23 protein-coding genes are annotated in these 25,348 nt (G+C 69.1%); 12 read left to right on the top strand and 11 right to left on the bottom strand.

Annotated features, from left to right (window positions below; all coding sequences use genetic code 11):
* Positions 1-23: 23 nt before the first annotated feature.
* Entirely contained in the window at positions 24-1,508 is a 1,485-nt protein-coding gene (gene eat / locus ACFQGD_RS22365) for an ethanolamine permease (protein ID WP_345403936.1), read from the bottom strand.
* Positions 1,509-1,799: 291 nt separating this feature from the next.
* Here eat and ACFQGD_RS22370 point away from each other — a divergent pair, with 291 nt between their 5' ends.
* The 5 genes from ACFQGD_RS22370 to ACFQGD_RS22390 all read left to right on the top strand — a co-directional run bounded on the left by ACFQGD_RS22370 (position 1,800) and on the right by ACFQGD_RS22390 (position 6,857).
* Positions 1,800-3,164: a glutamine synthetase family protein gene (locus tag ACFQGD_RS22370; protein WP_345403939.1), complete on the top strand. Its 1,365-nt coding sequence runs from the start codon at positions 1,800-1,802 to the stop codon at positions 3,162-3,164.
* A complete protein-coding gene (locus ACFQGD_RS22375) occupies positions 3,145-3,891 on the top strand; it encodes a gamma-glutamyl-gamma-aminobutyrate hydrolase family protein (RefSeq protein ID WP_345403942.1) in 747 nt (248 codons plus the stop codon). The genes ACFQGD_RS22370 and ACFQGD_RS22375 overlap by 20 nt, the downstream gene beginning before the upstream one ends.
* Positions 3,888-5,252 carry an aldehyde dehydrogenase family protein gene (locus ACFQGD_RS22380; RefSeq protein WP_345403946.1) on the top strand — a complete coding sequence of 455 codons (1,365 nt, stop codon included), beginning with the start codon at positions 3,888-3,890 and terminating at the stop codon, positions 5,250-5,252. The genes ACFQGD_RS22375 and ACFQGD_RS22380 overlap by 4 nt, the downstream gene beginning before the upstream one ends.
* A gap of 4 nt (positions 5,253-5,256) precedes the next feature.
* Complete coding sequence (locus ACFQGD_RS22385) at positions 5,257-6,024, top strand: 3-oxoacyl-ACP reductase (protein WP_345403949.1); 768 nt, start codon at positions 5,257-5,259, stop codon at positions 6,022-6,024.
* Positions 6,025-6,107: 83 nt separating this feature from the next.
* Positions 6,108-6,857 carry a FadR/GntR family transcriptional regulator gene (locus ACFQGD_RS22390; RefSeq protein ID WP_345403952.1) on the top strand — a complete coding sequence of 250 codons (750 nt, stop codon included), beginning with the start codon at positions 6,108-6,110 and terminating at the stop codon, positions 6,855-6,857.
* A gap of 13 nt (positions 6,858-6,870) precedes the next feature.
* Here ACFQGD_RS22390 and recG read toward each other — a convergent pair whose 3' ends face one another.
* Together recG and ACFQGD_RS22400 are read right to left on the bottom strand one after the other, a co-directional pair.
* Complete coding sequence (recG, locus tag ACFQGD_RS22395) at positions 6,871-9,024, bottom strand: ATP-dependent DNA helicase RecG (RefSeq protein WP_345403955.1); 2,154 nt, start codon at positions 9,022-9,024, stop codon at positions 6,871-6,873.
* 5 nt (positions 9,025-9,029) lie between these two features.
* Complete coding sequence (locus tag ACFQGD_RS22400; RefSeq protein ID WP_345403958.1) at positions 9,030-10,646, bottom strand: DAK2 domain-containing protein; 1,617 nt, start codon at positions 10,644-10,646, stop codon at positions 9,030-9,032.
* A 266-nt stretch (positions 10,647-10,912) separates the two neighbouring features.
* On the opposite strand from ACFQGD_RS22400, the gene rpmB reads away from it, so the two are divergent.
* Positions 10,913-11,119, top strand: coding sequence for a 50S ribosomal protein L28 (gene rpmB / locus ACFQGD_RS22405; protein ID WP_345403961.1), 207 nt, complete (start codon positions 10,913-10,915; stop codon positions 11,117-11,119).
* Between the two features lie 81 nt (positions 11,120-11,200).
* Here the strand turns inward: rpmB and ACFQGD_RS22410 are convergent, their stop codons facing one another.
* A complete protein-coding gene (locus ACFQGD_RS22410) occupies positions 11,201-11,878 on the bottom strand; it encodes a uracil-DNA glycosylase (protein ID WP_345403964.1) in 678 nt (225 codons plus the stop codon).
* A gap of 266 nt (positions 11,879-12,144) precedes the next feature.
* On the opposite strand from ACFQGD_RS22410, the gene ACFQGD_RS22415 reads away from it, so the two are divergent.
* Positions 12,145-13,893: an ATP-binding protein gene (locus ACFQGD_RS22415; RefSeq protein ID WP_345403967.1), complete on the top strand. Its 1,749-nt coding sequence runs from the start codon at positions 12,145-12,147 to the stop codon at positions 13,891-13,893.
* A 7-nt stretch (positions 13,894-13,900) separates the two neighbouring features.
* Here ACFQGD_RS22415 and ACFQGD_RS22420 read toward each other — a convergent pair whose 3' ends face one another.
* Together ACFQGD_RS22420 and ACFQGD_RS22425 are read right to left on the bottom strand one after the other, a co-directional pair.
* Positions 13,901-14,383, bottom strand: a complete 483-nt coding sequence (locus ACFQGD_RS22420) for a GNAT family N-acetyltransferase (protein ID WP_345403970.1) — start codon at positions 14,381-14,383, stop codon at positions 13,901-13,903.
* A gap of 65 nt (positions 14,384-14,448) precedes the next feature.
* Positions 14,449-15,429 (bottom strand): thiamine-phosphate kinase, encoded by a 981-nt coding sequence (locus tag ACFQGD_RS22425; RefSeq protein ID WP_345403973.1) that lies wholly within the window; start codon positions 15,427-15,429, stop codon positions 14,449-14,451.
* A gap of 191 nt (positions 15,430-15,620) precedes the next feature.
* Between ACFQGD_RS22425 and ACFQGD_RS22430 the strand changes: the two genes are divergently transcribed.
* Positions 15,621-15,854 (top strand): Lrp/AsnC family transcriptional regulator, encoded by a 234-nt coding sequence (locus ACFQGD_RS22430; RefSeq protein WP_345403976.1) that lies wholly within the window; start codon positions 15,621-15,623, stop codon positions 15,852-15,854.
* A 20-nt stretch (positions 15,855-15,874) separates the two neighbouring features.
* Entirely contained in the window at positions 15,875-16,432 is a 558-nt protein-coding gene (locus tag ACFQGD_RS22435) for a DUF3515 domain-containing protein (protein ID WP_345403979.1), read from the top strand.
* An 18-nt stretch (positions 16,433-16,450) separates the two neighbouring features.
* Here the strand turns inward: ACFQGD_RS22435 and ACFQGD_RS22440 are convergent, their stop codons facing one another.
* Together ACFQGD_RS22440 and pdxR are read right to left on the bottom strand one after the other, a co-directional pair.
* Entirely contained in the window at positions 16,451-17,569 is a 1,119-nt protein-coding gene (locus ACFQGD_RS22440) for a D-alanine--D-alanine ligase family protein (RefSeq protein ID WP_345403982.1), read from the bottom strand.
* An 11-nt stretch (positions 17,570-17,580) separates the two neighbouring features.
* Positions 17,581-18,990 (bottom strand): MocR-like pyridoxine biosynthesis transcription factor PdxR, encoded by a 1,410-nt coding sequence (gene pdxR, locus ACFQGD_RS22445; protein WP_345403985.1) that lies wholly within the window; start codon positions 18,988-18,990, stop codon positions 17,581-17,583.
* Between the two features lie 77 nt (positions 18,991-19,067).
* Between pdxR and ACFQGD_RS22450 the strand changes: the two genes are divergently transcribed.
* Positions 19,068-19,754 (top strand): pyridoxamine 5'-phosphate oxidase family protein, encoded by a 687-nt coding sequence (locus tag ACFQGD_RS22450; RefSeq protein ID WP_345403987.1) that lies wholly within the window; start codon positions 19,068-19,070, stop codon positions 19,752-19,754.
* Here ACFQGD_RS22450 and ACFQGD_RS22455 read toward each other — a convergent pair.
* The 3 genes from ACFQGD_RS22455 to ACFQGD_RS22465 all read right to left on the bottom strand — a co-directional run bounded on the left by ACFQGD_RS22455 (position 19,715) and on the right by ACFQGD_RS22465 (position 22,194).
* Positions 19,715-20,209: a cysteine dioxygenase gene (locus ACFQGD_RS22455; RefSeq protein ID WP_345404067.1), complete on the bottom strand. Its 495-nt coding sequence runs from the start codon at positions 20,207-20,209 to the stop codon at positions 19,715-19,717. The genes ACFQGD_RS22450 and ACFQGD_RS22455 overlap by 40 nt on opposite strands.
* Before the next feature lie 223 nt (positions 20,210-20,432).
* On the bottom strand, positions 20,433-21,491 hold the full coding sequence (locus ACFQGD_RS22460) for an NAD(P)H-dependent glycerol-3-phosphate dehydrogenase (protein ID WP_345403990.1): 1,059 nt from the start codon (positions 21,489-21,491) through the stop codon (positions 20,433-20,435).
* The gene (locus ACFQGD_RS22465; protein ID WP_345403993.1) at positions 21,484-22,194 is read right to left on the bottom strand and encodes a lysophospholipid acyltransferase family protein; all 711 of its coding nucleotides are present in this window, start codon (positions 22,192-22,194) and stop codon (positions 21,484-21,486) included. Before ACFQGD_RS22465 ends, ACFQGD_RS22460 begins: the two co-directional genes overlap by 8 nt.
* A 123-nt stretch (positions 22,195-22,317) precedes the next feature.
* Here ACFQGD_RS22465 and cofC point away from each other — a divergent pair, with 123 nt between their 5' ends.
* A complete protein-coding gene (cofC, locus tag ACFQGD_RS22470; protein ID WP_345403996.1) occupies positions 22,318-22,971 on the top strand; it encodes a 2-phospho-L-lactate guanylyltransferase in 654 nt (217 codons plus the stop codon).
* A 118-nt stretch (positions 22,972-23,089) separates the two neighbouring features.
* Positions 23,090-25,270, top strand: a complete 2,181-nt coding sequence (locus ACFQGD_RS22475) for an RNA degradosome polyphosphate kinase (protein WP_345403999.1) — start codon at positions 23,090-23,092, stop codon at positions 25,268-25,270.
* The last annotated feature ends 78 nt before the right edge of the window (positions 25,271-25,348 follow it).

Raw genomic sequence — 25,348 nt, forward strand, 5'->3', positions numbered from 1 at the left:
GCCAGCCCCACCTCGGACCCCGGTCAGTGGTCCAGTTCGGCCTCGGCGCGCGCGATGGCCTCGAACTCCTCCTCCGGTGCGTTGGCCACCAGGTGATGCCTGCTGTGGAACCAGAAATACGCGATCGCGGCGAGGAAGATCCCGGCCACGATGGCCGCGGCGAGCAGGTCGACCAGGAACACCGCGATCAGCGCCGTCACCGCGAGGACCAGCGCGACACCCGTGGTCGCGACGCCACCTGGGGTGCGGTACGGGCGCTCCATGTCCGGTTCGCGCCGCCGCAGCACGATGTGCGAGACCATCATCAGCACGTACGACACCGCCGCGCCGAACACCGCGATCTGGATCATCAGGTCGCCCGCCTGCGTGATGGACGCCAGCGCGAAGCCGATCGTGCCGGGGATGATCAGCGCGAGGTACGGCGTGCGCCTGCTGCCGGTGACCGACAGCCAGCGCGGCAGGTACCCGGCCCGCGACAGCGCGAACAGCTGCCGAGAGTAGGCGTAGATGATCGAAAAGAAGCTGGCGATCAGCCCGGCGAGCCCGATGTAGTTGACGAAGTCCGCCAGGAAGGTGTTGCCGCCGTAGGCCTGCCGCAGCGCGTCCGGCAGCGGATTGTCGGAGTCCATCAGCGCCCGTGCCCCCGCTCCGCCCGGCGCGGTCACCAGGATCAGGGCGGCGGTGACCAGCAGGATCGCCATGCCGACGATGATTCCCCTCGGCATGTCGCGCTTGGGGTCACGCGCCTCCTCCGCGGCGAGCGGGACGCCCTCGATGGCGAGGAAGAACCAGATCGCGAACACCAGCGCGCCCCACACGCCAACGACGCCGAACGGCAGGAACGAGCTGGCGCCGAACGCGTTGGTCATCGGGACGTCGAACAGGTTGTCCACGTCGAACTTGCCGATCATGCCGACCACGAACACGACCAACGCGACCAGCGCGAACCCGGTGATCACGAACATCAGCCGGAGTGCCTCGCCTACGCCCCACAGGTGGATGCCGACAAAGATCGCGTACGTGACGAGGAAGACCGGCCAGCCGCTTGTCAAGCCGAACAGCCCGAGCGCTTCGACGTAGCCGCCGATGAACACCGCGATCGCGGCGGGCGCGATCGCGTACTCGATGAGGATCGCGGTGCCGGTCGCGAAGCCGCCGAGCGGCCCGAGCGCCCGCCTGGCGAACCCGTAGCCCGCACCCGCGACCGGCATGGCCGCGCTCATCTCCGCGAGGCCGTAGACCATGCAGGTGTACATCGTCGCCATCAGGACGGTGGCGATCAGCAGGCCGCCCCAGCCGCCCTGGGCGAGCCCGAAGTTCCAGCCAGCGAAGTCGCCCGAGATCACGTAGGACACGCCGAGCCCGGCGAGCAATACCCATCCGGCCGCACCACGTTTCAGCGAGCGCTGGTCGAAGTAGTCCTGGCCCTTGCGTTCGTAGTCCACGTCGACGCCGTGGCCGTGCACATGGGTGACGTCCGCCTGTCGATGCTGCTCCGTACCGGCCATCGCGGTCCCTTTCCTGCGTCGTGGCAGTCGATCGGCGACGAGCCGATCGCCGGATTTCAATGGTCTAGGGTCGGTCCATTGTCAGATGGCAGGTGAGCGTGGCATGAATCACTCGAAGGTGTCAAGGTCGTCCCCGCGACGCCCTCCGTGACGCTCATGGCGCATTTCGCGCTCACCATTGACCCCGAGCTCGGATGGTGGTTGCATGCTCAAAGGACTGTTCTTATACCTTTAGTTCGAGTTAGTTCGAGGCGGCCGCGGGGCGCACGCGGGCAGGAAGGAGCGGCGATCGTGTCCGCACAGCAAGGACTACTCACCGTCGACGAGCTCCGTGCGCTGGTGGACGCAGGCGAGATCGACACCGTGCTCGTCGCGGCGACCGACATGCAGGGGCGGTTGCAGGGCAAGCGGTGCGCCGCCCGCTACTTCCTCGACGAGGTGCTGCCGCACGCCTCGGAGGCGTGCAGCTACCTGCTCGCGGTCGACGTCGACATGAACACCGTCGATGGGTATGCGATGTCGTCGTGGGAGCGCGGCTACGGCGACTTCGTGCTCCGGCCCGACCTCGCGACGCTGCGCAGGGTGCCCTGGGCCGACGCGACCGCGCTCGTGCTGTGCGACGTGCGGTGGGAAGGCGGCGACCCCGTCACCGCGTCGCCCCGACAGGTGCTGCGCAAGCAACTCGACCGGCTCGCCGAGCGGGGACTGCACGCCTACGTCGGCACCGAGCTGGAGTTCATCGTCTTCAACGACAGCTACGAGAGCGCCTGGCGCAGCGGCTACCGCGACCTCGAGCCCGCCAACCAGTACAACGTGGACTACTCGATGCTCGGCACCGGCAGGGTCGAGAAGCTGCTGCGGCGCATCCGCAACGGCATGACTGGCGCCGGGATGTACGTCGAGTCGGCCAAGGGCGAATGCAACCTCGGCCAGCACGAGATCGCGTTCCGCTACGACGAGGCGCTCACGACGTGCGACAACCACAGCATCTACAAGACCGGCGCGAAGGAGATCGCCGCGCAGGAGGGCATGAGCCTGACCTTCATGGCGAAGTTCGACGAGCGCGAGGGCAACTCCTGCCACATCCACATCTCGCTGCGTTCCGACGACGGCGACCCCGTTCTCGCTGGAGACGGGCCGTACGGGTTCTCCCCGCTGATGGCGCACTTCCTCGCAGGGCAGCAGGCCTGCCTCGCTGAGCTCACTTACCTGTTCGCGCCCAACGTCAACTCCTACAAGCGCTACCAGCCGGGCAGTTTCGCGCCGACCACCGTGGCGTGGGGGATCGACAACCGCACGTGCGCGCTGCGGGTGGTCGGGCACGGGCCGTCGCTGCGGGTGGAGAACCGGGTGCCAGGCGGTGACGTCAACCCGTACCTCGCGGTCGCGGCGCTGGTCGCGGCCGGACTGCACGGCATCGAACAGGAGCTGGAGCTCGAACCCGAGTTCAGCGGCAACGCCTACGCCGCCGACCTACCGCAGGTGCCCGCGAACCTGCGCGACGCCGCTCAGCTGTTCTCGGAGAGCAAGCTGGCCCGCGCCGCTTTCGGTGAGGACGTCGTCGACCACTACGCCAACGCCGCGAGGGTGGAGCTGGCCGCCTACGACGCCACCGTGACCGACTGGGAGAGGTTCCGTGGCTTCGAACGGCTCTAGCACAACGCGTCCGCTGATCGGGCTCACCACCTACGCCGAGCGGGCACAGACCGGCGTCTGGGACACCGACTTCGCGCTGTTGCCCTACAACTACGTCGAGTCCGTCAGCCGCGCGGGCGGCGTGCCGGTGCTGCTGCCACCGATCGAGCACGGCGCCGAGGAAGTCGTCGCGGCGCTCGACGGGCTGGTGGTGTCCGGCGGCGCCGACATCGACCCTGCCCGTTACGGCCACCAGTCGCATCCGGCGACCACCGCCACCCGCCCCGGTCGCGACGAGTGGGAAGCGGAGCTGGTGCGCCACGCGCTGCCACGGGATCTGCCGGTGCTCGGCGTGTGCCGCGGCGCGCAACTGCTCAATGTCGCGCTCGGCGGAACGCTGCACCAGCACCTTCCCGACGTGGTTGAGCACGAGGCGCACCGGCCGGGGCCAGCGGTGTTCGGCGCCACCCGGGTGCGGCTGGCGGCAGGGAGCCTCGCCGCCACGATCCTCGGCGACGACGTCAAGGTGCCGTGCTACCACCATCAGGCACTCGACCGGATCGCCCCGGCGCTGACGGCGACCGGCTGGGCGACCGACGGCACCGTCGAGGCCGTCGAGCTGCCGGGGCACCGCTTCGTGCTCGGCGTGCAATGGCACCCCGAGCAGGACGCCGACGACCTCCGTCTCTTCCAGGCACTCGTGACCGCCAGCTCAGCCGCAAGCCACGACAAGGAAGAGAGCCAGTGACGACGTTCGACGTGATCAACCCCGCGACCGAGCAGCTGGTGCGGACCGTGCCGCTGGCAGACGTCGAGGAGACCGACGCGGCCATCGCGCGCGCCGTGCGGGCGCAGCGGCGGTGGCGCACCGTCGCACCCGCCGAGCGGGCACGGCTGCTGCGCCGGTTCGCCGACGCCGTCGACGCCGACCTGGAGCACCTGGCCACGCTGGAAGTGCGCAACTCGGGGCACACCATCGGCAACGCGCGCGGCGAGGCAGGCAACGTCCGGGACGTCCTGCACTACTACGCGGCCGCACCTGAGCGGCAGTTCGGCAGGCAGATCCCGGTCGAGGGCGGCGTCGACGTCACGTTCGCCGAGCCACTCGGCGTCGTCGGGATCATCGTGCCGTGGAACTTCCCGATGCCGATCGCGGCGTGGGGCTTCGCGCCCGCCCTCGCGGCGGGCAACGCCGTGGTGCTCAAACCCGCCGAGCTCACCCCGCTGACCGCGCTGCGGCTGGCGGAGCTGGCGCTGGACGCGGGCATCCCTGAGGACGTCTTCCAGGTGATCCCCGGCAAGGGCGCGGTGGTCGGCGAACGGTTTGTCACCCATCCCGACGTGCGCAAGGTGGTGTTCACCGGCTCAACCAGCGTGGGCAAGCGGATCATGGCGGGCTGCGCCGAGCAGGTGAAGCGAGTGACGCTGGAGCTGGGCGGCAAGAGCGCCAACATCGTGTTCGCGGATGCCGACCTGGAGCGCGCGGCGGCGACCGCGCCGTACGGCGTGTTCGACAACGCGGGCCAGGACTGCTGCGCCCGGTCGCGCATCCTGGTGCAGCGCGACGTCTTCGAGAAGTTCATGGCGCTCCTTGAGCCCGCGGTCACCGGGGTGAAGGTTGGCGACCCCGGCGACGAGGGCACCGAGATGGGGCCGCTGATCTCGGCCGCGCAGCGGGAGACGGTGGCGTCCTTCGTCCCCGACGACGCGCCGGTCGCGATTCGGGGCAGCTGCCCGGACGGGGCGGGCTTCTGGTTCCCGCCGACGGTGCTCGCGCCGGTCGATCCTGGCTCACGCGCGTGGCGGGAGGAGATTTTCGGGCCGGTCGTCGCGGTGATGCCGTTCGATGACGATGCCGACGCCGTCCGCATCGCCAACAACACCGACTACGGCCTCGCGGGCTCGATCTGGACCCGCGACGTCGGCAGGGCGCTGCGGGTGGCGCGCGGGGTCGAGAGCGGCAACCTGTCCGTCAACTCGCATTCCGCCGTGCGGTACTCGACGCCGTTCGGCGGCTTCAAGCAGTCCGGCCTCGGCCGGGAACTCGGCCCGGACGCGCTGGACGCGTTCACCGAGACCAAGAACGTGTTCATCAACACCCAGGAGTGAACCCATGACCCAGCGACTCGACGGCAGGGTGGCCGTGGTGACCGGCGGCGCGAGCGGTATCGGCCTTGCCGCCGTGCGCAGGCTCGCCTCGGACGGCGCGAAGATCGTGATCGGCGACGTCGACGCGGACCCGGGCAAGGCCGCCGCCGACGAGGTGGGCGGACTGTTCGTGCCGACCGACGTCACCAGCGAGTCCGACGTGGCGAACCTGCTCGCCGCGGCGGACGATGCCCACGGCGCGATCGACATCGCCTTCAACAACGCGGGCATCTCGCCGCCGGACGACGACTCGATCCTCGACACCGACCTCGACGCGTGGCGGCGGGTGCAAGACGTCAACCTCACCTCGGTGTACCTGTGCTGCAAGGCGGTGATCCCGTACATGCGGCGACAGGGCAGGGGATCGATCATCAACACCGCGTCGTTCGTGGCGGTGATGGGCGCGGCGACGTCGCAGGTCTCCTACACCGCGTCGAAGGGCGGCGTGCTGTCGATGTCGCGGGAGCTGGGTGTGCAGTTCGCACGCGAGGGCATCCGCGTCAACGCGCTGTGTCCCGGCCCGGTCAATACCCCCTTGCTGAAGGAGCTGTTCGCCAAGGACCCGGAGAAGGCGGAGCGCCGCCTGGTGCACGTGCCGATGGGCCGGTTCGCCGAGCCGGAGGAGATCGCCGCCGCGGTGGCGTTCCTGGCCAGCGACGACGCCTCGTTCATCACCGCGTCCACGTTCCTTGTCGACGGCGGCATCTCCAGCGCATACGTCACCCCGCTGTAGGCATGGCTCGTCCGGCGGTCCGGCCACCATCCGTAATATCGTGATGTCGGACCATTAACCATTGACGAAGGCCGGAGGCCGTCGTGGCGAGCAGTCAAGAGGCGACGCCGCTCGAGTCGGCAGGCACCGTCGATGCGCTGTTCCGACCGGTCAGGGCGGGCAACGCCTTCGAGGAGACCGTTGAGCGGCTGCTACAGACGATCCGGCTCGGCGTGGTCGACCCGGGCGAACGGCTACCTGCCGAGCGTGAGCTCGCCGCCCGGTTCAACGTCAGCAGGGTCACGCTGCGGGAGGCGATCCGCGCGCTGGCGCAAGCCGGCTACGTGGAGTCACGCCGGGGCCGCTACGGCGGCACATTCGTTAGCCGGACGCCGCCCCGGCCCCGCAAGCGCGACCTCAAGCGGATGGCGAGGCAGCTGGGCGACGGGCTGGACGACGCCCTCACCCTGCGCTACGTCCTCGAGGTGGGCGCGGCGGAGGCGGCCGCGGCGCGCGAGCTGTCCGACGCGGAGCGGGACTACCTGCGGCGCAGGCTCGACGAGTGCCGCGGGGCGACACTGGACAGCTACCGGCGGCTCGACTCCCGGTTCCACCTCGCCATCGCCGAGCTCAGCGGCTCCTCCTCGCTGACGGCCGCCGTCGCCGACGCGCGGATGCGGCTCAACGAACTGCTCGACGCCATCCCGCTGCTGACCCGCAACATCGAGCACTCCAATCAGCAGCACGCCGCCGTCGTCGAGGCGATCATCGCCGGTGACCAGGAGGCCGCGCGGCAGGCGATGGCCGAGCACGCCGCTGGCACCGCGTCGCTGCTGCGCGGGTTCCTCGCCTGAGGCGCTGGGCGCGTCAGGTCTTCTCCAAGTAGTCCGCCCTATCCGGGTCGATCAAGTCGGTGACCAGGTGCGCGAGGCCGAGGTGCCTGCCGAGGGACGGGTCGTCCGCGACGATCCGCAGCGCCGCCTCCCGCGCGTCGGCGATCATGTCCTCGTCAGCAAGCAACGACAACAGCTTGAGACCAGAGCGACTGCCAGACTGCGCCGCGCCGAGAATGTCACCCTCCCGGCGTAGTTCCAGATCCTTGCGGGACAGCTCGAAACCGTCCAGCGTCGACTCGACGGCGGCCAGCCGCTCTCGCGCCGCCGTGCCCTCCAGCGTCTCGGTGACCAGCAGGCACAGGCCAGGCACGTCGCCCCGGCCGACCCGGCCGCGCAACTGGTGCAACTGGGACAGCCCGAACCGCTCGGCGTCCATGATCACCATCGCGGTCGCGTTCGGGACGTTCACGCCGACCTCGATCACCGTGGTCGCGACGAGGACGTCGATCTTGCCCGCCGCGAACGCGCGCATCACGGCGTCCTTCTCGTCGGCGGCCAGCTTGCCGTGCAGCACCCCAATGCGCAGCTCGGACAGCGGACCGTTCTCCAGCTCGGCGGCCATGTCCAACACAGAGATGGCGGGCCTGCCCTCGCCGTTGGTAGCCGGTGGCTCGTCACCGATCCTCGGGCAGACGACGTACGCTTGGTGACCCTTACGCACCTCCTCCACGATGCGCTCCCAGGTTCGATCCAGCCACGTCGGCTTCTCCGCGGCTGGCACCACGCTCGTCTTGATCGGGGATCGGCCAGCTGGCAGCTCCCGCAGCGCGGAGATCTCCAGGTCGCCGTAGACGGTCATCGCCACGGTGCGCGGAATCGGCGTCGCCGTCATGACCAGCACGTGCGGGCTGGTGAAGTCCGCGCCACGTGACCGGAGCGCGTCCCGCTGCTCGACGCCGAACCGGTGCTGTTCGTCCACGACGACCAAACCGAGATCAGCGAAGGACACCGTGTCCTGGATCAGCGCGTGGGTACCGACGACGATGCCCGCAGCGCCGCTCGCCGTGTCCAACAGTGCCTGCCTACGCTGCTTCGCCGACATCGACCCGGTGAGCAGCGCGACCCGCGTCGCTCCCTCGGCCGCGCCCAGCTCCCCGGCGCAACCAAGGTCACCAAGCAGGTCCCGTAGCGAGCGGGCGTGCTGGGCGGCGAGCACTTCGGTGGGCGCGAGCATTGCCGCTTGCTTGCCCGCGTCGATGACCTGCGCCATCGCCCGTAACGCGACGACGGTCTTCCCACTGCCGACCTCGCCCTGCAACAGCCGGTTCATCGGATGGTCCTTCGCGAGGTCGGCCGCGATGTCCGCGCCGACCTCCCGCTGACCATCGGTGAGCGCGAACGGCAGCCGCTCGTCGAACGCCTCCCGCAACCCGCCGGATACCGGCGGGCATGCCGGCGCGGGCCGCGATACCGCCGACATTCGACGCTCGGCGAAGATCAGCTGGATCGCCATCGCCTCGTCCCACTTGAGGCGTTCTTTCGCGACGTCGATCGACTCGAGGTTCGGCGGCCGATGAATCATGCGCAGCGCGGTGTCTAGGCTGGCGAGCCCGCGCGCGGCGAGCAGTTCGGGCGGCATCGGGTCGTCGTCGATCTCGACCATGTCGAGCACCTGCCGCACGCAGCGGGCGATCACCCAGGACTGCATGCCTTCCGCGGCGGGATAGACCGGGATGATCTCGCCGACGAAGTCATCGACTGATGACGCGCTCATGTCGTCCAGCAGTTCGTACTCCGGGTGCGCGAGTTGGAGCACGCGCCGGTACTCGGACACCTTGCCAGCGAACAGACCGGTTTTGCCCGGCTTCAGGCGCTGGGCGTGGAACTGGGCCTTGTTGAAAAAGGCGAGGCGGAGCTGTTTGGTGCCGTCGGTAATGGTGACTTCGAGGATGCTGCCCTTGCGGCTGCGCATCCTGCGGAGGTTGGCGTTGACCACGCGCGCCATGACGGTGACGTGCTCGCCCTGCTCCAGCCCCGCGATCTCGGTCAGCGCACCGCGATCGGAATAGCGACGCGGGTAATGGCGCAGCAGCTCGCCGACGGTGGTGATCTCCATCTTGTTGGCGAGCAGGTTCGCCGATCGGGTGCCGATCAGCGACTTGAGATCGTCGCGCAGCGTGGCCACGGTTACTACTCCACTCCGAACGTCAGCATCGACTCGGTCTGTCCACCCTGGTACGCGGCGAATTCGACCTCGGGATGCGCTCGCGCGAGCCGTTCGGCGACGGCGGCGTCGATCCCCTCCGGCGCCCTTGCGCCGAGCAGCAGGGTGACGAGTTCGCCACCCGCGCTCAACATCCGCTCGACCACGCTCATCGCCGCGTCCGCGACCACGGTAGCCGACGACGCCGACACTTCCGGCTCGATCAGCACCACCTCGTCGTCGACGAACCCGACAAGGTCACCCGCGTTCACCCGGCCCACCCAGGTCATCGCGTCCTCGGCGGCGACCAGCAGTTCACCCCTCCGGGTGGCAGCGGCGGCCTCAGCCATCGCCACGACGTCGTCCGCGGCCCTGCGCTCGACGTCGTGCACCGCGATCGCGGCCAGCACCTGCACCGGGGACGAGCACGGGATGACGACGACGTCCTTGCCCGCTGTCACCGCACGTTCGGTCGCGGCCTCGACGACGCTGGTCGTCTCAGCGCCCGCGGGCAGCACCACGACGTGCGACGCGCGCAGCTCGGTGACGGCGCGCATGACGCGGTCGATGCTCAACGGGTCGCGGGTGTCACAGGCGAGCGCGGTAACCCCCTCCTGGCGGCACAGCTCCCCCAGTTCACGGCCGTGGACGACGGCGAGCACCGCCCTGCCGCCGAGCAGCGAGCCACCCGCCACCGCCAACGACTCCACGCGCACGTCGCGAGGTCTACCGACGTCCAGTCCCGCCTCGATCGCGGCACCGATGTCCGCGCAGTGCACATGGACAGCGTGGCTGCCAGCGCCATCACCCGCGATGGTGACGCAATCGCCCAGTGCGCTGAGCCGGTCGCGCAACTCGGGCAGGGCAAGGTCGGACATGCCGTCGAGAAGGTACATGACCTCCCACGGCTGCGAGCTCTCCGTGAGTTTTCCCTGCGACGGGACCGGGTCGTCGCCGCCCGCGAACTCGGGTCGATTCCTGGCTGGTCTGCCCGCGACGACCCCGGCGAGTTCATCCAGCACGGCTAGCACGCCACGTCCGCCAGCGTCGACGACTCCCGCGTCCGCGAGCGCGGCGAGCTGGTGTGGTGTCTCGGCCAGCGCGGCGGCAGCCGCGTCGGCCGCCGCCTCAGCGACGTCTCCGACGTCCTCTCCCCTGGCGTCCCGCGCACCTCGTGCGGCCGCGGCGAGCACGGTGAGCATCGTCCCGTCGACGGGCCGAGCGACAGCGGCCGTAGCGGTACGCTCCGCGCGCGCGAGCGCCGCCACGAGCCCGGGCGCGTCGACGACGACGGCATCGCCGACGGACTCCGCGATGCCCCGCAGCAGCTGGGACAGGATCACGCCGGAGTTGCCGCGCGCCGCGCGCACGGCACCTCGCGCGAACACCGCCAGCGCCGCGCCCGCGCCGTCATCCGGATTGCCCGATTCGTACCGGGTAAGGGCGTCCCGCGCACCGGTGACGGTGTAGAGAAGGTTGGAGCCAGTGTCGGAGTCCGCCACCGGGTACACGTTGATCCGGTCGATATCGGCGCGCAGCGCGTCGAGCACGGTGACACACGACGTCGCCCACGCCCGCACGGCAGCCGCGTCAACAGCCCGCATATCTACCTCGGAACCTCTACCTGAGTCGCCACTGTGTGCCTTCCGTACCTGCCGCGCCCGCGAAGCACTCACACAGCGTGCCCGTGCCACGCCGGAAGCGCCACAACCTACCGCTCTACCTGCGCAGAGTGAACGTCTGACACCCTGCGAAGACGCAGCCTATCGACCCGGATGCGCCCAGCGAGATCGCACCGGCTACCCTATCCGAGTCGCCCGATGCGTTTCGGGCCTGCACATTTCTTTCCCTGATCTAAGGAGTGTTCGACGTGGCTGCCGTGTGCGACGTCTGCGGTAAGGGGCCGGGCTTCGGCAAGTCGGTCTCGCACTCCCACCGGCGCCACAACCGCCGGTGGAACCCCAACATTCAGACTGTTCACGCCAAGATCGGTGCTTCCGGCAAGAAGCGCATGAACGTCTGCACCTCGTGCCTCAAGGCGGGCAAGGTGACCCGTGTGAGCCGCACCGCGGTCTGACACGCGGCGCGAGAGCGCGAACTGACGAAGCCCCGGCGCGACCTCGTCGTGCCGGGGCTTCGCGTGTGTGGGGCGCTGCCGCTAGGGCAGCTTCCAGTCGATGGGGGCCGCGCCCTGCTGTTCCAGCAGCTCGTTGGCGCGGCTGAACGGCCGGGAGCCGAAGAAGCCGTTATGCGCGGACAACGGGCTGGGGTGCACCGATTCGATGCACCGCTCCGCTCCGATCAACGGCTTGAGCTTGCGCGCGTTACTGCCCCACAGGATCGCGACCAGCGGCTCGTCCCGCGCCGCGAGAGCGCGAATGGCCTGCTCGGTGATCTCCTCCCAGCCCTTGCCCTGATGCGAGTTCGGCTTGCCCGGCTGCACGCTCAGCGCTCGGTTCAGCAACAACACACCCTGCTCGGTCCACGGCGTCAGGTCGCCGTTGGACGGTAGCGGATGACCGAGGTCGTCCGAGTACTCCTTAAAGATGTTGACCAGGCTTTTCGGCAGCGGACGTACGTCGGGGGCGACCGCGAAGCACAGCCCGATCGGGTGTCCCGGCGTCGGGTAAGGGTCCTGGCCAACGATCAACACCCTGACGTCGTGGAACGGCTGCTTGAATGCCCGCAGCACGTTGTCCCCCGATGGCAGGTACGTACGTCCCGCCGCTATCTCCGCGCGGAGGAACTCCCCCATCCGCGCGATATTGGGCGCGACCGGCTCCAGGGCCTTCGCCCAGCCTGCTTCAACGATCTCTTCGAGGGGCCGTGCTGCCATGCCGCCTGAGCCTAGCGCGCCCGATTCGCGGCCATGCATCGGCGTGGGGTGTACAGCGCCTTCACTGCGTCCAGCGCGGCGAACGGCGCTGTCACTGCACGCTCGCGGAGTTGATCAACAACCTCAGGTGTGTACCGCCGCGCCTTCACGCCGTCAGGCCACCTGGGTCAGGCTCTCGACACGCCAAAAAGCGCATGACTCCGATGTCGCCGACGAACACTTACAATTTTAGGCAAGAAAAGCGCAACAGCGAGCGGGGTGTCGCGATGACTGAACATTTCACCGGTCCACCGCCTGTCCGGTTGGAACTGAACCGGGTGCTCGACGCCCTGTCGTCGGGCATGCCAGCCGACGCAATCGAGTCCGAACTCGTCGACATGAAGGAAGAGCCCCGGCGTCGAGGAGGCCGTAAGGAAGTTCTACCCGCTACCACGACCAATGAGGCAGCCGCGAGCTACCTCGCAGGAGAGCTCGCGTGTCTGGCGAACTCCGGTGGGGGCGCTGTTGTGCTCGGCGTCGCCGACGACGGCACGGTCATTGGCACGCAGCTCGATGTGGATTGGCTGCGACATCGGATCTACGAGCTGACCGATCGCAAACTCACCGTGACGGCTGCCGCGCTGCCGCTGCGAGGCGAACGGGTGCTGGAGATAGTCGCGCCCGCAGCATTGGAGCCGATCCGGTTCCGCGGCAAGATCCGTCACCGCGTCGGCAAGAACTGCGTCGAGATCGACGCCGCGACCTGGGCCGGCACACATCAGATTCGCATGGGCTACGACTGGTCCGCGCAGCCGTCCACGCGCACGCTCGCCGATGTTCGCGCTGCCGCGCTGGAGGTCGCGCGCGACTTCCTGCACGCATCCGGCGAGGCCGCCGCCGCGGACCTTGCCGCAGCGTCTGATCAGGACCTGGTCCGTCGACTCAACCTGTGCGATGGCTCCGGCGCACTGACCAACGCGGGGGCGCTGCTGCTGTGCTCCGGACCCGCCGTGATCGACTATCGCCGCCGGAAAGTTGCTGGCGGGGACGCGGTCACCCGAATTCACCGTTCTGGCCGGTCGGTACTGGAGCAGTTCGCACAGGTCATCGATGCGGTCAGGCTGCACAACCCGCGAGTCGAACTCGACGTGCGCTGGGTGCGCGGCCAGACATACCGGATTCCTGACCTCGCCGCACGTGAGGCCGTGGTCAACGGCATCACGCACCGGGACTGGCAGTCACCTACGGCGACAGAGATCGAGCACGTTGGGGACCGATATACGGTGACCTCCCCCGGTGGGTTCATCGGCGGTGTCGGGCCGGACAACATCATCACGCATCCTTCTGTTCCGCGATACCCACGGCTCGCGCAGACGATGGCAAAACTGCGAATCGCCGAGCGTCAGGGGATCGGCGTCGACCGCATGCACCGTGACATGCTCGCTCTCGGTCTTCCCGCACCAGTCATCGAACAGCTTCCCGGACCATCGGTGCGCACCACACTTCTCGGTGGCGAGCCGGACCACGCATGGCTAGAACTGCGAGCGCGCATGTGGCCCGCAAATGCTTGCGACGATCTGGATTTCCTGCTCGTGTTGGACGCCACCGCGCGCCGAGGCTGGATATCGGGACCAACGGCGGCGGCTGCGATGCAACGTTCACGCGCCGAGACGACGGACGTTATCGAACGGCTCACGCAGGTGACGGTCGAAGACGATGGGAAGCAACTCTTCGTGGAGGTGGACGGCGACCCGCATGCCGACAAGGATCCCTACGATGCCGCGTGGCAGCTCTCCAATGACGTGCGTGCCCGGCTCGATGCATCCCGCCGACGCCTCGGACCGTCGCGCGACCAACTGCTCGCAGGCTATGCGCGCGAACGGGGTCGGATCTCATCCACTGAAGCCGCCTCGCTGCTGGGATCGTCTGCGAACACAGCTCGCACCGCGTTGGACGACCTCGAGCGCGATGGCGTCCTCGCGTCGGGTCGCGCACAACGCCGCGGACGGGGATTTTTCTACGTCCCCGCCTCCTAGCGCGCCGTCACGCCGACTGCGGCAGCGCCTTCGCGTAGCACCGGCTGGCGGGGTCCTCGCGGTAGACGCCGAACCGGGGAATGGCGTGGTACCCGGACGACTCGTACAGCGACATCGCCTCGGGCTGCTCGGTGCCGGTCTCCAGGATCATCCGCTTCCTGCCCGTATCGCGGGCGCTCTGTTCGATGACCTCGAGCAACGCACGCGAGTAGCCGTTGCCGCGCACCGACTCGGCGACGTACATCCGCTTGATCTCGGCATCGCCCGGCGTGTACTCCGGTTCGGGGCCGTCCTGGCAGCGCCAGCCGCCGCAGGCGACCGGCGTGCCGTCGAGGTAGCCGACGAAGAACCGGCCGCGCGGCGGCGCGAAGTCGTCCGGATCGACCGGCGTGACGTCCTCGTAGCCATACCGGACGACGTACTCTCGCTGCACCTCGACGATCAGCTTGGTCGAGTCGGGGTGGTCATAGGGAACTGGTGCGAACTCCACGCGCGCGAGCCTACGTCAGCGCCCGCCGCGAGCTCGCCCGATTTTTCACCGGTGAGACGCAGCGCTCACCCGCGCCAGTGCTGCCAGCCCTGCTCCGGCTCGTACGGCTTGCCGTCAACCGTCACCCCGACACCCCTGTCGGCTGCCGCCGCGACGACGCCGATGCGCCGCCAACCTGGCGGCACCTCCCGCGCGCTGGGGAACGTCGCGGCCAGGGCGTGATCCTCGCCGCCAGTGAGCACCCACCGCAGCGGTTCCGCTCCCAGCGCGGACGCCACCTCGATGAGTTTCTGATCCACTGGAAGGGCGTTGGAGTCGACGTCGATACCCACGCCGGACGCCGTGGCGACGTGGCCGAGGTCGGCGAGCAGCCCGTCGGAGATGTCGATCATGGCCGTGGCCCCTGCCGCCGCTGCCTCGGGCCCCGCCGCGTACGGCGGCTCGGGGTAACGGTGCGCGTTGACCACGCTGACCGGCGAGCGGAAACCCCTGCCCAGCACGGCGAGCCCCGCAGCGGACCAGCCGAGCCTGCCGTTGATCGCGACGACCTCGCCCGGCCGTGCGCCCGAACGCCGCACCGCCGTGACGCCACGCAGGTCGCCCAGCGCCGTCACGCTGATGACGATCTGATCGGCCGCGACGACATCCCCGCCGACGAGGCCGACCCCGGCGCGTTCAGCTTCCTCCCACATGCCGTCGGCCAGTTCGGTAATCTGCTCGGTGCGTGTCGCGCCGGGGCAGGCGAGCCCGACGAGTACTGCCGTCGGCATCGCGCCCATGGCAGCGACATCGGCGAGGTTCACCGCGACCGCCTTCCTGCCGACCTGCGCGGGACTGGACCAGTCGAGCCGGAAATGCACGTTCTGCACCAGCATGTCGGTACTTGCGACGACCTTGCCATCCGGGGCGGCCACGAGCGCGGCGTCGTCTCCGGGACCAAGCAACGTGTGCTCCGGCTGGCTGCGATGCCTCGTCACGGAGTCGATCAAGCCGAACTCACCGATCTCCGCGACGGTGCCTTCGGTCGGTCCCTGTTGCGACGGCACGCTGACCTCCAGAGTCTCGGGGTTGGATACTTGCGACAGCCGGACGCTCACGGCTGACGAGCGGCTCCTGATGGCTCCTGATGGCATGGCGCTGCCAGCCATCGATGGCTGCGGTAGGTTGGGCGATCCACGTCCATCCTGCCTCACTACATTGGACACTGAACCGACCGACGCAGACGAAAGGGCGCGCCGTGGTCAACGCATACATCCTGATTCAGACCGAAGTCGGCAAGGCCGCCTCGGTCGCGGCCGAGATCGCCGAGATCCCCGGTGTGGCCAGCTCAGAGGACGTGACCGGCCCGTATGACGTCATCGTGCGGGCCGAGGCGGAAAACGTCGACGAACTCGGGCAGTTGGTTGTCGCGAAGGTGCAGAACGTCAGCGGAATCACACGCACCCTGACCTGCCCCGTGGTGCACCTCTGAGGCTGTGATCTCGTAACGCCGTGTCTGAACCCGATACCCCGGACGCTGCCGCCCCGTCCCGCCCGCTGATCATCGTCGCCACCGTGCTCGGCCTCGGGCTGGTGGCCGCAGTCGTCGTCATTGGCTTGACCACCAGGGACGACGCGCCGGGCGACGCGGACGCGCCATCGGGGCCGCTGCCCTTGCCCGCGGTCGCGGCGCCGAAGTCGGGGGCGCCCGCCTGCGACACACTGGCCGCCGCGCTGCCGGACACGCTGGAGTCCGCCGGCGAGGAGTTGCCACGCCGAGAGTTGGCCGAGCCCGCTCCGGAGGGCGCCGCCGCATGGGGCGGAGTGAATCCGGTGGTGTTGCGGTGCGGGGTCCCGAAACCAGGGGAACTCACGGCCACGTCGAAACTGCGGCAGGTCAACGGCGTGCGGTGGTTGCCCATCACCACCCAAGGATCGACGACCTGGTACGCGGTTGACCGAAAGGCGTACATCGCGTTGACAGTGCCCAACGACGCGGGCACTGGCCCGCTGCAGGAGATCTCGAACATCATCGACGATGATCTGACGGCGGTGCCGCCTCGGCCGTAGCGCCGGATCGAGCGCCCGTCAGCGCAGGCCGGTGCCCCTGCTCAGGGCCGTGTCGACCAGCGTCGTCAGTAGCGTCGCGTAGTCGACGCCGGTGACCTCCCACATCTTCGGGTAGGCCGACGTCGTCGTGAACCCAGGCAGCGTGTTGACCTCGTTGATCGTCAGCTCACCGTCGGCGCCGACGAAGAAGTCCACCCGAGCCAGCCCCTCGCAGTCCAGCGCGGCGAACGCACGCACCGCCATCGCCCGCAGCCGATCGGTGGTGGTGTCGTCCAGCTTCGCGGGAATATCCAGCTCGGCGGCGTCACCGAGGTACTTGGTCTCGAAGTCGTACCAGGCTGAGTCGTCGTCGCCGAGCACCCTGATCTCGGCGGGCAGCGACGCCTCGACACGCCCGTCGGGGAACTCCAGCACGCCGCACTCGACCTCCCTGCCGACGACCCCGGCTTCGATGAGCACCTTCGGGTCGGTCTCACGGGCCAGCGCGATCGCGTCGTCGAGGTGTGCCCAGTTGGTGACCTTGCTGATGCCGATGGACGATCCCGCTCGTGCCGGTTTGACGAACACCGGGAGTCCGAGACGGTCGCGTTCGGACTCGTCAAGCGTGGCGGCGTCGCGGTCGAGCACCGCGTACGTGCCTACCGGCAAGCCTTCCGCGGCGAGGAGCTTCTTGGCGAACACCTTGTCCATGGCCGCGGCGCTCGCCAGCACCCCCGCGCCGACGTAAGGTAAGTCAGCCATCTCAAGCAGGCCCTGGATGGTGCCGTCCTCACCGAACGCGCCGTGCAGGACGGGAAACACGACGTCGACCCCAGCGAGCGTGTGCAACTCGTCCCCGGAGCCGATCAGGACAAGTTCGCGTCGGGTCGGATCACCCGCGAGCACCAGTTCATCGCCGGACTCCACCGAGGGCAACGTCCTGCCGTTGATGGCGAGCGCCTTCGGGTCGCTGGTGCCAAGCACCCAGCCACCCTCCCGAGTAATGCCGATCGGGACGACCTCGAACCGCTCCGGGTCAAGGTTCGCGAGGATGCTGCCCGCCGACACGCACGAAATGGTGTGTTCACTGCTGCGGCCGCCGAACACGACCGCCACCCTCGTTTTGCGCCCGTGCGGTGCCGAATGTGCCTCGCTCATGACCGCCGACCCTACCCCTGACGTGTGAGCACCTGGACGAGCACACCCACCGCATCGTGGAGTTCGTTACGGGAACACCCGGCGTAGCCAATCGCGATGCCGTATGCGGTCGGTTTGTCCGCGAAGTGCCGTGCGAGCCCGTCGAGCACGATGCCGTGTTGTCGCGCCGCCCGCAGTCTCGCGCGCTCGTCGTCGGCCGAGCGCAGCGGGACGACGAGGTGCGCGCCCGCGTCGTCACCGACCATCTCGATGCCCGCCTCCCCCAGCGCTCCGACCAGCAACTGTCGCCGCTCTGACATCTCCCTGCGCACCCGCCGCAGATGACGACCAAGGTCACCGCTGTGAGCGAACTCGATGAAGACCCGTTGCCCAGCGGGCGACGGCCGGGTACCGGTGCGGTCGCGGTAGGTCAGCACGGTGTCCGCCACTCCGCGTGGCGCGACCAGCCAGCCGGCGCCGAGCGTCGGCGTGAGGATCTTGCTGGTGGTGCCCAGGTGCACGACGACGTCCGGAGCGAGGCCCGCCAGCAGCGGCAGCGGCGCGACGTCGAAGCGCAGTTCACCGTCGTAGTCGTCTTCGATGACGAGGAACCCCTCGGCCCGCGCGCGCTCGACCAGTGCCACCCGGCGCGTCGCGCTCATCCTGCTTCCCATCGGGTACTGATGTGCCGGTGAGCAGTACACGGCCTTAGCGCCCGCCGGAATGGCATCGACGACGACGCCGTCGGTGTCCACCGGCACGCCGACCACCCGCAGCCCCGCCGCGAGAAACGCCTGCACCGCGCGCTGGTAGCCGGGCTCCTCCACGGCGACGACGTCGCCCGGCTGGAACAACGCCGAGGCCAGCTCCGCGACGGCGCTCGTGGTGCCCGCGGTCGCTAGCACACTGGCGGAGGCGATCATCAAGCCCCGATGCCGCAGCAGGTGCTCGGCGATGGCGGCACGGTAGGCGGTGAGCCCGGCCCGCTCGGTCTGCTGCGACGGCGGCGTGTCGGCGGCGGCCCGCCACGCCCTGCGCCACGCCGCGCGCTCGATACCGTCCGCCCACGGCACGCCGGGCACGAGCGCGAGCAGGTCATCGCCGTCGGCGTCGTCTTCCGGTACGGTGCCGCGCTGCGGCGCGCCGGTGGGCGGCGTGGTGGTGACATAGGTGCCGGAGCCGTGCTTGCCCGCGATCCAGCCCTCCGCGTGCAGTTGCTCGTACGCCGCCGACGTCACGGTCCTGCTGACCCCGAGCCGCCCCGCGAGCGCGCGAGTGGACGGCAGCCGGTCCCCGCCGCGCAGGTGTCCGGTGGCGGCGGCGTCACGGAGCGCGTCGGCCAGTTGCACCGCCAGGGGCACCCCGGCACGCCGATCCAGCGCGACCGGGAGGGCCGTGTCGACTCCCGCGTTCACCCCGCTCCGCGCCGGGTAGGTCGCCATGCCAGCTCCAAATGGACTTCTGATTCCCGGAAGAATTGGCCGTTCCATCATGCCACTTGGCTGGCGAGGATGGCGGCATGACGATCTCCACGCCACTGTCCCCGACGGAACGGAGCACCCCAGGCCGTACCAAGCATCGTGCCGTCTTCGACCGCGCGGCGCTCTACGACGTGCTGGATACTGGCCTGATCTGCCACCTCGGGCTGGTGCTCGACGGCTCGCCCGTCGTCCTGCCGACAGGATACGGCCGCGACGGCGACACGCTGTACCTGCATGGCTCGACCGGGGCACGCAGCCTGCGCGCGGCGGCAGACGGCATCGACGTCTGCGTTACCGTGACACACCTCGACGGCATCGTCTACGCGCGGAGCCTGAACCACCACTCGATGAACTACCGCAGCGCCGTCGTGCACGGCCGCGCCCGGCCCGTCACCGAGCGAGCGGAGAAACTGCACGGGCTTCGGATGGTCACCGAGCACCTAGCGCCGGGGTCGTGGGACCACGCACGTGGGGTCAACGCGAAAGAGTACGCCGCCGTGTCGGTGCTGGCGCTGCCGTTGCACGAGGCGTCGGTGAAGGTCAGGGCCGAGGGCCCGAACGACGACGCGGAGGACATCGAGGCGAACGCGGTGTGGGCTGGCGTCCTGCCGGTCCGGCAGGTGTTCGGCACACCGGAGCCCGCGACGGACCTACCGGTGCCCGCGCACGTCACCGCCCGCGCGGCTCAGGCCAGTACAGGACCCTGCTCGGGATCGTCGCGGTAAGGCCGCATCGTCCTGCCGCCGTAACGGTAGACGTGAATGCTCACGGCTGGATCCGGGCCGACGTTGGTGACCTGGTGCACGTAGCCGGGACCGAACACCCGCGACTGGCCAACGGACAACTCATGGATGTCCAATGCCTCGGGCCGGGACTCCGGCTCCGCCACCGCGCTGCCGCGCGCGACGACCTCGGTGAGCTTGCCGCTGACGACGGTGAACGCACCGCTGGTGTCGCCGTGGTCGTGCAGGTCGGTGCGCTGGCCAGGTAGCCAGCTCAGCAACCAGATCTCGTCGGCGTCGGTGCGCTCGATGAGCGTGGCGAACCGCTCGTCGGGATCGTAGCGGAGCAGGTGCCGCCAGGAGTCGCGGTCGGTGGCGTAGGAGAGGGCGACGCGCACCGGGTGCCGGAGTGCGGGGTTCTCCGGTGCGGCGATCGTGTTGTCAGGAACGGCGAACATCGAGAAGTCCTTGCTGGTCACGACGGTGGGATGGGATATGGCCGCGCGAGAGACGCGCGACGGGTCACCGACAACAACAAGGACACGGACACGGCGTGGCGGCGGCACGGGGGATCCCCGGCCGCGAGAACAGCGCACGCTCGGTCATGGCGTCTAGCCAATCAGGCGCGTCAGCGCCGGTCAAGCCGGTGCCCACGGAGTGAGACGCAGCGCGACGCCGCCACTACCCCCACTCGGACTTCTTCGCCCGGTCGAACAGCTCCGCCACCAGCTTGCGGGGCGGGACGCCCTCGTGGCACACGCGGTGCATCGCGTCGGTTAGTGGCATGTCGACGCCGTGTGCCCGCGCCAACTCCCGGATCGACGAGCAGGACTTGACGCCCTCGGCGACCTGGCCACCGGTGGCGTCCTGCGCCTGCGCGACCGTCTCTCCCTTGCCGAGCCGTTCCCCGAACGTCCGGTTGCGCGACAGCGGCGATGAGCAGGTAGCGACCAGGTCGCCCACCCCGGCGAGCCCGGCGAACGTCAAGGGGTCGGCGCCGAGCTTGCCGCCAAGGCGGGCCATCTCCGCGAGACCACGCGTGATGAGGCTGGCCACCGTGTTCGCCCCGTACCCAAGCCCGGCCGCCATGCCGCAGCTCAGCGCGATGACGTTCTTGCAGGCCCCTGCCAGTTCGCAACCGACGACGTCGACGTTGGTGTAGGGCCGGAAGTAGGGCCCCGAGATGGCGCGCTGGATGGCCACCGCGCGGTCGTGGTCGGTACAGGCGACGACGGCTGCTGCGGGCTGCTCGGCGGCGACCTCCACGGCGAGATTCGGCCCGGACACCACAACGACCTGTTCCGGAGACACGCCGGTGACCTCGACGATCACCTCGCTCATCCGCTTCATCGTGCCGAGCTCGACGCCCTTGGCGAGGCTGACGAGTGGCACGTCGGTGGGCAACACCGGCAGCCACGACGTCAGATTCGCGCGCAGCGACTGGCTCGGCACCGCCAGGACGACGGCCTCGGCATCGGCCAGCGCGGTGGCCGCATCGGTGGTGGCGCGCACCCCTTCCGGCAGCACCAGATCCGGCAGGTACGACGTGTTGGTGCGCTTCTCGGTGATCTCCTCGGCGACCTCGGTCCTGCGGGCCCAGATCGTGACATCCCTGCCCGCGTCGGCGAGCACCTTGGCGAACGTGGTGCCCCACGAGCCCGCACCGAGCACCGTGATCCGCTGCGGGGTCGGCAGCGGCATCTCCTGCTGAGTCTCCTGCCGCGCGCCGGGTTCAGGCATCGTTGGCCTTCGATCCGCTCTCGGCCGCCGGTGGCTGCTCGCCCCGCAGTTCGGCGAGCAGCGCGGTGACCTCACTGGTGATCAGGTCGGTGACCTCACGCCGAGTCGCCGCGCTCTGCGGGAGCGCGCGGTACTTCGAGAGGTCGATCGGCTCCCCCACGCTGAACTCGACGGTCTTGCGAGGGAACGGCCGGAACTTCTTGCGGTAGCCGTCGAGGATGAGGTTGGTGCCCCAGCGCGCGATCGGGATCACCGGGACATCGTTCTCCAGCGCGAGCCGCGCCACGCCGGTGTAGGAGTGCTTCATCCAGCCGTCAGGGTCCTTGGTGATGGTGCCCTCCGGGTAGATCACGACGAGCTTGCCTTCGCGGAGCGTGCGATGCGCCTCGCGGAGCGCGTCGCCCGCGCTGGTCGTCCCCCGATATACCGGAATGCCACCGGAGCCGATCAGGATCCGCCGGAGCACCGGGACGGAGAACAGGCTCGCCTTCGCCATGAAGCGCGGCACCCGTCGCTGCCGGTGCACGAACACCGCGTCGACGACCGGGTCGAAGTGCGAGACGTGGTTGAGCACGAGCAACGCTCCGCCGCTGCGGGGCACCCGGTCGGCACGCCGGTAGCGATGGCCAGCTAGCCAGCTCAAGGGGTAGAAGATCGCCGCGGTGAAGCCGACCCAGAACCCGCCTCGCTCCCGCTCGGTCACCGTCGCATCCCTCCGTCCTGACTGCCGTATCGCAGTGTCGCGCGCCTCATCGTGCTCGGTCCAGCACGGCCAGCCCCCACCAGGACCCCGCGCGTCAGGCAAGATAGCCGCGTGGTGCCTTCGGTGAGTGTTGTCGTGCCGATCAAGTCGTTGACGCTAGCAAAGTCACGGTTGCTCGGCTGCTGCTTCCCGAGTGATGAACGCAACCGTGCCAGGCTGGTGCTCGCGATGGCGGCCGACACCATCGCCGCCGCACTGGCCACGCCGGGTGTGGACCGCGTGCTGGTCGCGGCGGCGAGGCCGGACGAGGTCGCCGAGCTGCGCGCGCTGGGCGCCGACGTCGTCGACGACGGGAACGCGGCCGATCTCAACGCCGCCCTGTGCCACGGGGCGGCGCTGCTGCGGCGGGCGGACCCGGATGGCGTCATCGGGGCGCTGCAAGCGGACCTGCCCGCGCTGCGATCCGATGACTTGGCCGCTGCCATCGCCGAAGCGGATGGCAAGCGGGCGGTGTGCGCCGACCACGCGGGCACCGGGACGACGTTGCTGCTGTCGGCGTCCGGCGGCCCCTTGGAGCCCCACTTCGGCGACGGCTCCGCCGCCGCGCACGTGCGCTCCGGCGCGCTGCCACTGGCCACGCCAGCGGCGACGTTGCGCACCGACGTGGACACGATCGACGACGTGGCGCGGGTGCGTACGCTGGGTGTCGGTCGTAACACAGCCGCGGTCCTGCGCGGCGCGCGTCACAGCTGCACCAGCGCCGAGCCGGTATCGTGAAACCAGGACGATCAGCCCGGCCCGCGGGTCGGACTAAGTACAGGACAACGGCGGGGTGAACAGGCAGCGGGCGCCACAACCGCGTGACGCGCGGGGACGATTTACACGGGCGGTACAGGTGAGCACAGGCAGCGCGGAAAGCACACCGAGTACCCGGGCGGCAGCCGGGAACGGTTACGTCGCGGCCGATTCGCTCGCCGTTCCCACGGCCCCGCCGGCGGTGACCCCCGCGACGGCGGCGGGTGAGCTGCCGGACGACCGCTACCTCAACCGTGAGTTGTCCTGGCAGGACTTCAACGCTCGGGTGCTCTCGCTGGCCGAGGACACCTCGCAACCGCTGCTGGAACGCGCTAAGTTTCTCGCCATCTTCGCGTCCAATCTCGACGAGTTCTACATGGTGCGCGTCGCGGGATTGAAGCGCCGCGACGAGACCGGCCTCTCGGTGCGCAGCGCCGACGGTCTCTCCCCGCGCGAGCAGCTGGCCTACATCGCCAAGCGCAACCAGGATCTCGTCTCGCGGCAGACCAAGGTGTTCGAGGAGTCGGTGCGGCCCGCGCTGGACTCCGAGGGCATCCGGATCGTGCGCTGGGCCGACCTGCCGACCGGGCAGCGGGAGCGGCTGTCGCACTACTTCACCGACCAGATCTTCCCCGTGCTGACGCCACTCGCGGTCGACCCGGCACACCCCTTCCCCTACATCTCGGGGCTATCACTGAACCTCGCGGTCACGGTGCGCGATCCGGACGGCGGGCTGGAACGGTTCGCCAGGGTGAAGGTACCGAACAACGTGCCTCGGCTGATCCGCGTCGAGACCACCCCTGACGAGCCGACCGCGACGTTCCTGTTGCTGGAAGAGCTGATCTCGGCACATCTCGGCGATCTGTTCACCGGCATGGAGGTCACCGAGCACCACGTCTTCCGCGTCACCCGCAACGCTGACTTCGAGGTCGAGGAAGACCGCGACGAGGACCTGCTGCAAGCACTCGAACGCGAGCTGGCGCAGCGTCGGTTCGGTCCACCGGTGCGGCTCGAGGTCGAGCAGAACATGAGCGACCACATGCTCGAACTGCTGCTGCGGGAGCTCGAAGTGGACCCCCGCGACGTCGTCGCCGTGCCTGGCCTGATCGACATGACCTGCCTTGAGCTGCTGGCTGACGTTGACCGTAAGGAACTCAAGTACCCACCGTTCGTGCCCGCGACGCACCCGGCGTTCGCGGATCGGGAAACACCGCGCAGCGTGTTCTCGACGCTGCGCGAGGGTGACGTTCTCGTGCACCACCCATACGACTCGTTCTCCACCAGCGTCCAGCGGTTCATCGAGCAGGCGGCGTCGGACGATAAGGTGCTGGCGATCAAGCAGACGCTGTACCGGACATCGGGTGACTCGCCGATCGTCAACGCGCTCATCGACGCCGCCGAGGCGGGTAAGCAGGTCGTCGCGCTGGTCGAGATCAAGGCGCGGTTCGACGAGCAGGCCAACATCGGCTGGGCCCGCACACTGGAACGCTCAGGGGTGCACGTCGTCTACGGCCTGGTCGGTTTGAAGACGCACTGCAAGACGTCGCTGGTCGTGCGACAGGAAGGCCAGCGCATCCGGCGCTACTGTCACATTGGCACCGGCAACTACAACCCGAAAACCGCGCGGTTCTACGAGGACATCGGGCTGCTCACCGCGGACGACGACGTCGGCGCTGACCTGACCGATCTGTTCAACGTGCTCACCGGGTACTCGCGGCAGAGCACCTACCGCAACATCCTCACCTCACCGAGCGGCATCAGGAACGGGATCCTGCGCTGCATCGCCGAGGAGATCGAACGTGCCCGCGATGGCCAGCGGGCTGGCGTGCGGATCAAGGTGAACTCGTTGGTGGACGAGCAGATCATCGACGGGCTCTACCAGGCGTCGCGCGCGGGCGTGCCGGTCGAGGTCGTGGTGCGTGGGATCTGCGCGCTCAAACCGGGCGTGCCCGGCCTGTCGGACAACATCACGGTGCGCTCCATCCTCGGCCGTTTCCTCGAGCACTCGCGAGTGTTCCATTTCAGGGCGAGCGGGCAGTACTGGATCGGCAGCGCCGACATGATGCACCGTAACCTCGACCGCAGGATCGAAGTCATCGTCGGTGTCAAGGACCCGAAGCTGGCCAGGCAGCTTGACGAGCTGTTCGATTCGGCGCTCGATCCGGTCACGCGCTGCTGGGTGCTGAGTTCCACTGGCGAGTGGACCCCTTCTCCCGCCGACGTGACCCAAGTCAGGGATCATCAGGTGGAACTGCTGGCCAAGCACAGAGCGACCGGGTGAGCTGAGGACACGCGTGGGCAATTTCGACGGCAGCCACGATCACGACCACCACGACGCGCGAGCGGGTACGACAACGAC

The organism is Haloechinothrix salitolerans, from assembly GCF_042662605.1.
In the GTDB taxonomy this organism is placed as follows: domain Bacteria; phylum Actinomycetota; class Actinomycetes; order Mycobacteriales; family Pseudonocardiaceae; genus Haloechinothrix_A; species Haloechinothrix_A salitolerans.

Excerpts from the sequence above, each read along its gene's own strand:
- eat (WP_345403936.1), bottom strand. The coding sequence starts at position 1,508 with ATGGCCGGTACGGAGCAGCATCGACAGGCGGACGTCACCCATGTGCAC.
- ACFQGD_RS22400 (WP_345403958.1), bottom strand. The coding sequence starts at position 10,646 with ATGCGGGCTGTTGACGCGGCTGCCGTGCGGGCGTGGGCGACGTCGTGT.
- pdxR (WP_345403985.1), bottom strand. The coding sequence starts at position 18,990 with ATGGCGACCTACCCGGCGCGGAGCGGGGTGAACGCGGGAGTCGACACG.
- ACFQGD_RS22460 (WP_345403990.1), bottom strand. The coding sequence starts at position 21,491 with ATGCCTGAACCCGGCGCGCGGCAGGAGACTCAGCAGGAGATGCCGCTG.
- ACFQGD_RS22410 (WP_345403964.1), bottom strand. The coding sequence starts at position 11,878 with ATGGCAGCACGGCCCCTCGAAGAGATCGTTGAAGCAGGCTGGGCGAAG.
- ACFQGD_RS22415 (WP_345403967.1), top strand. The coding sequence starts at position 12,145 with ATGACTGAACATTTCACCGGTCCACCGCCTGTCCGGTTGGAACTGAAC.
- ACFQGD_RS22385 (WP_345403949.1), top strand. The coding sequence starts at position 5,257 with ATGACCCAGCGACTCGACGGCAGGGTGGCCGTGGTGACCGGCGGCGCG.
- ACFQGD_RS22450 (WP_345403987.1), top strand. The coding sequence starts at position 19,068 with ATGACGATCTCCACGCCACTGTCCCCGACGGAACGGAGCACCCCAGGC.
- ACFQGD_RS22455 (WP_345404067.1), bottom strand. The coding sequence starts at position 20,209 with ATGTTCGCCGTTCCTGACAACACGATCGCCGCACCGGAGAACCCCGCA.
- ACFQGD_RS22440 (WP_345403982.1), bottom strand. The coding sequence starts at position 17,569 with ATGAGCGAGGCACATTCGGCACCGCACGGGCGCAAAACGAGGGTGGCG.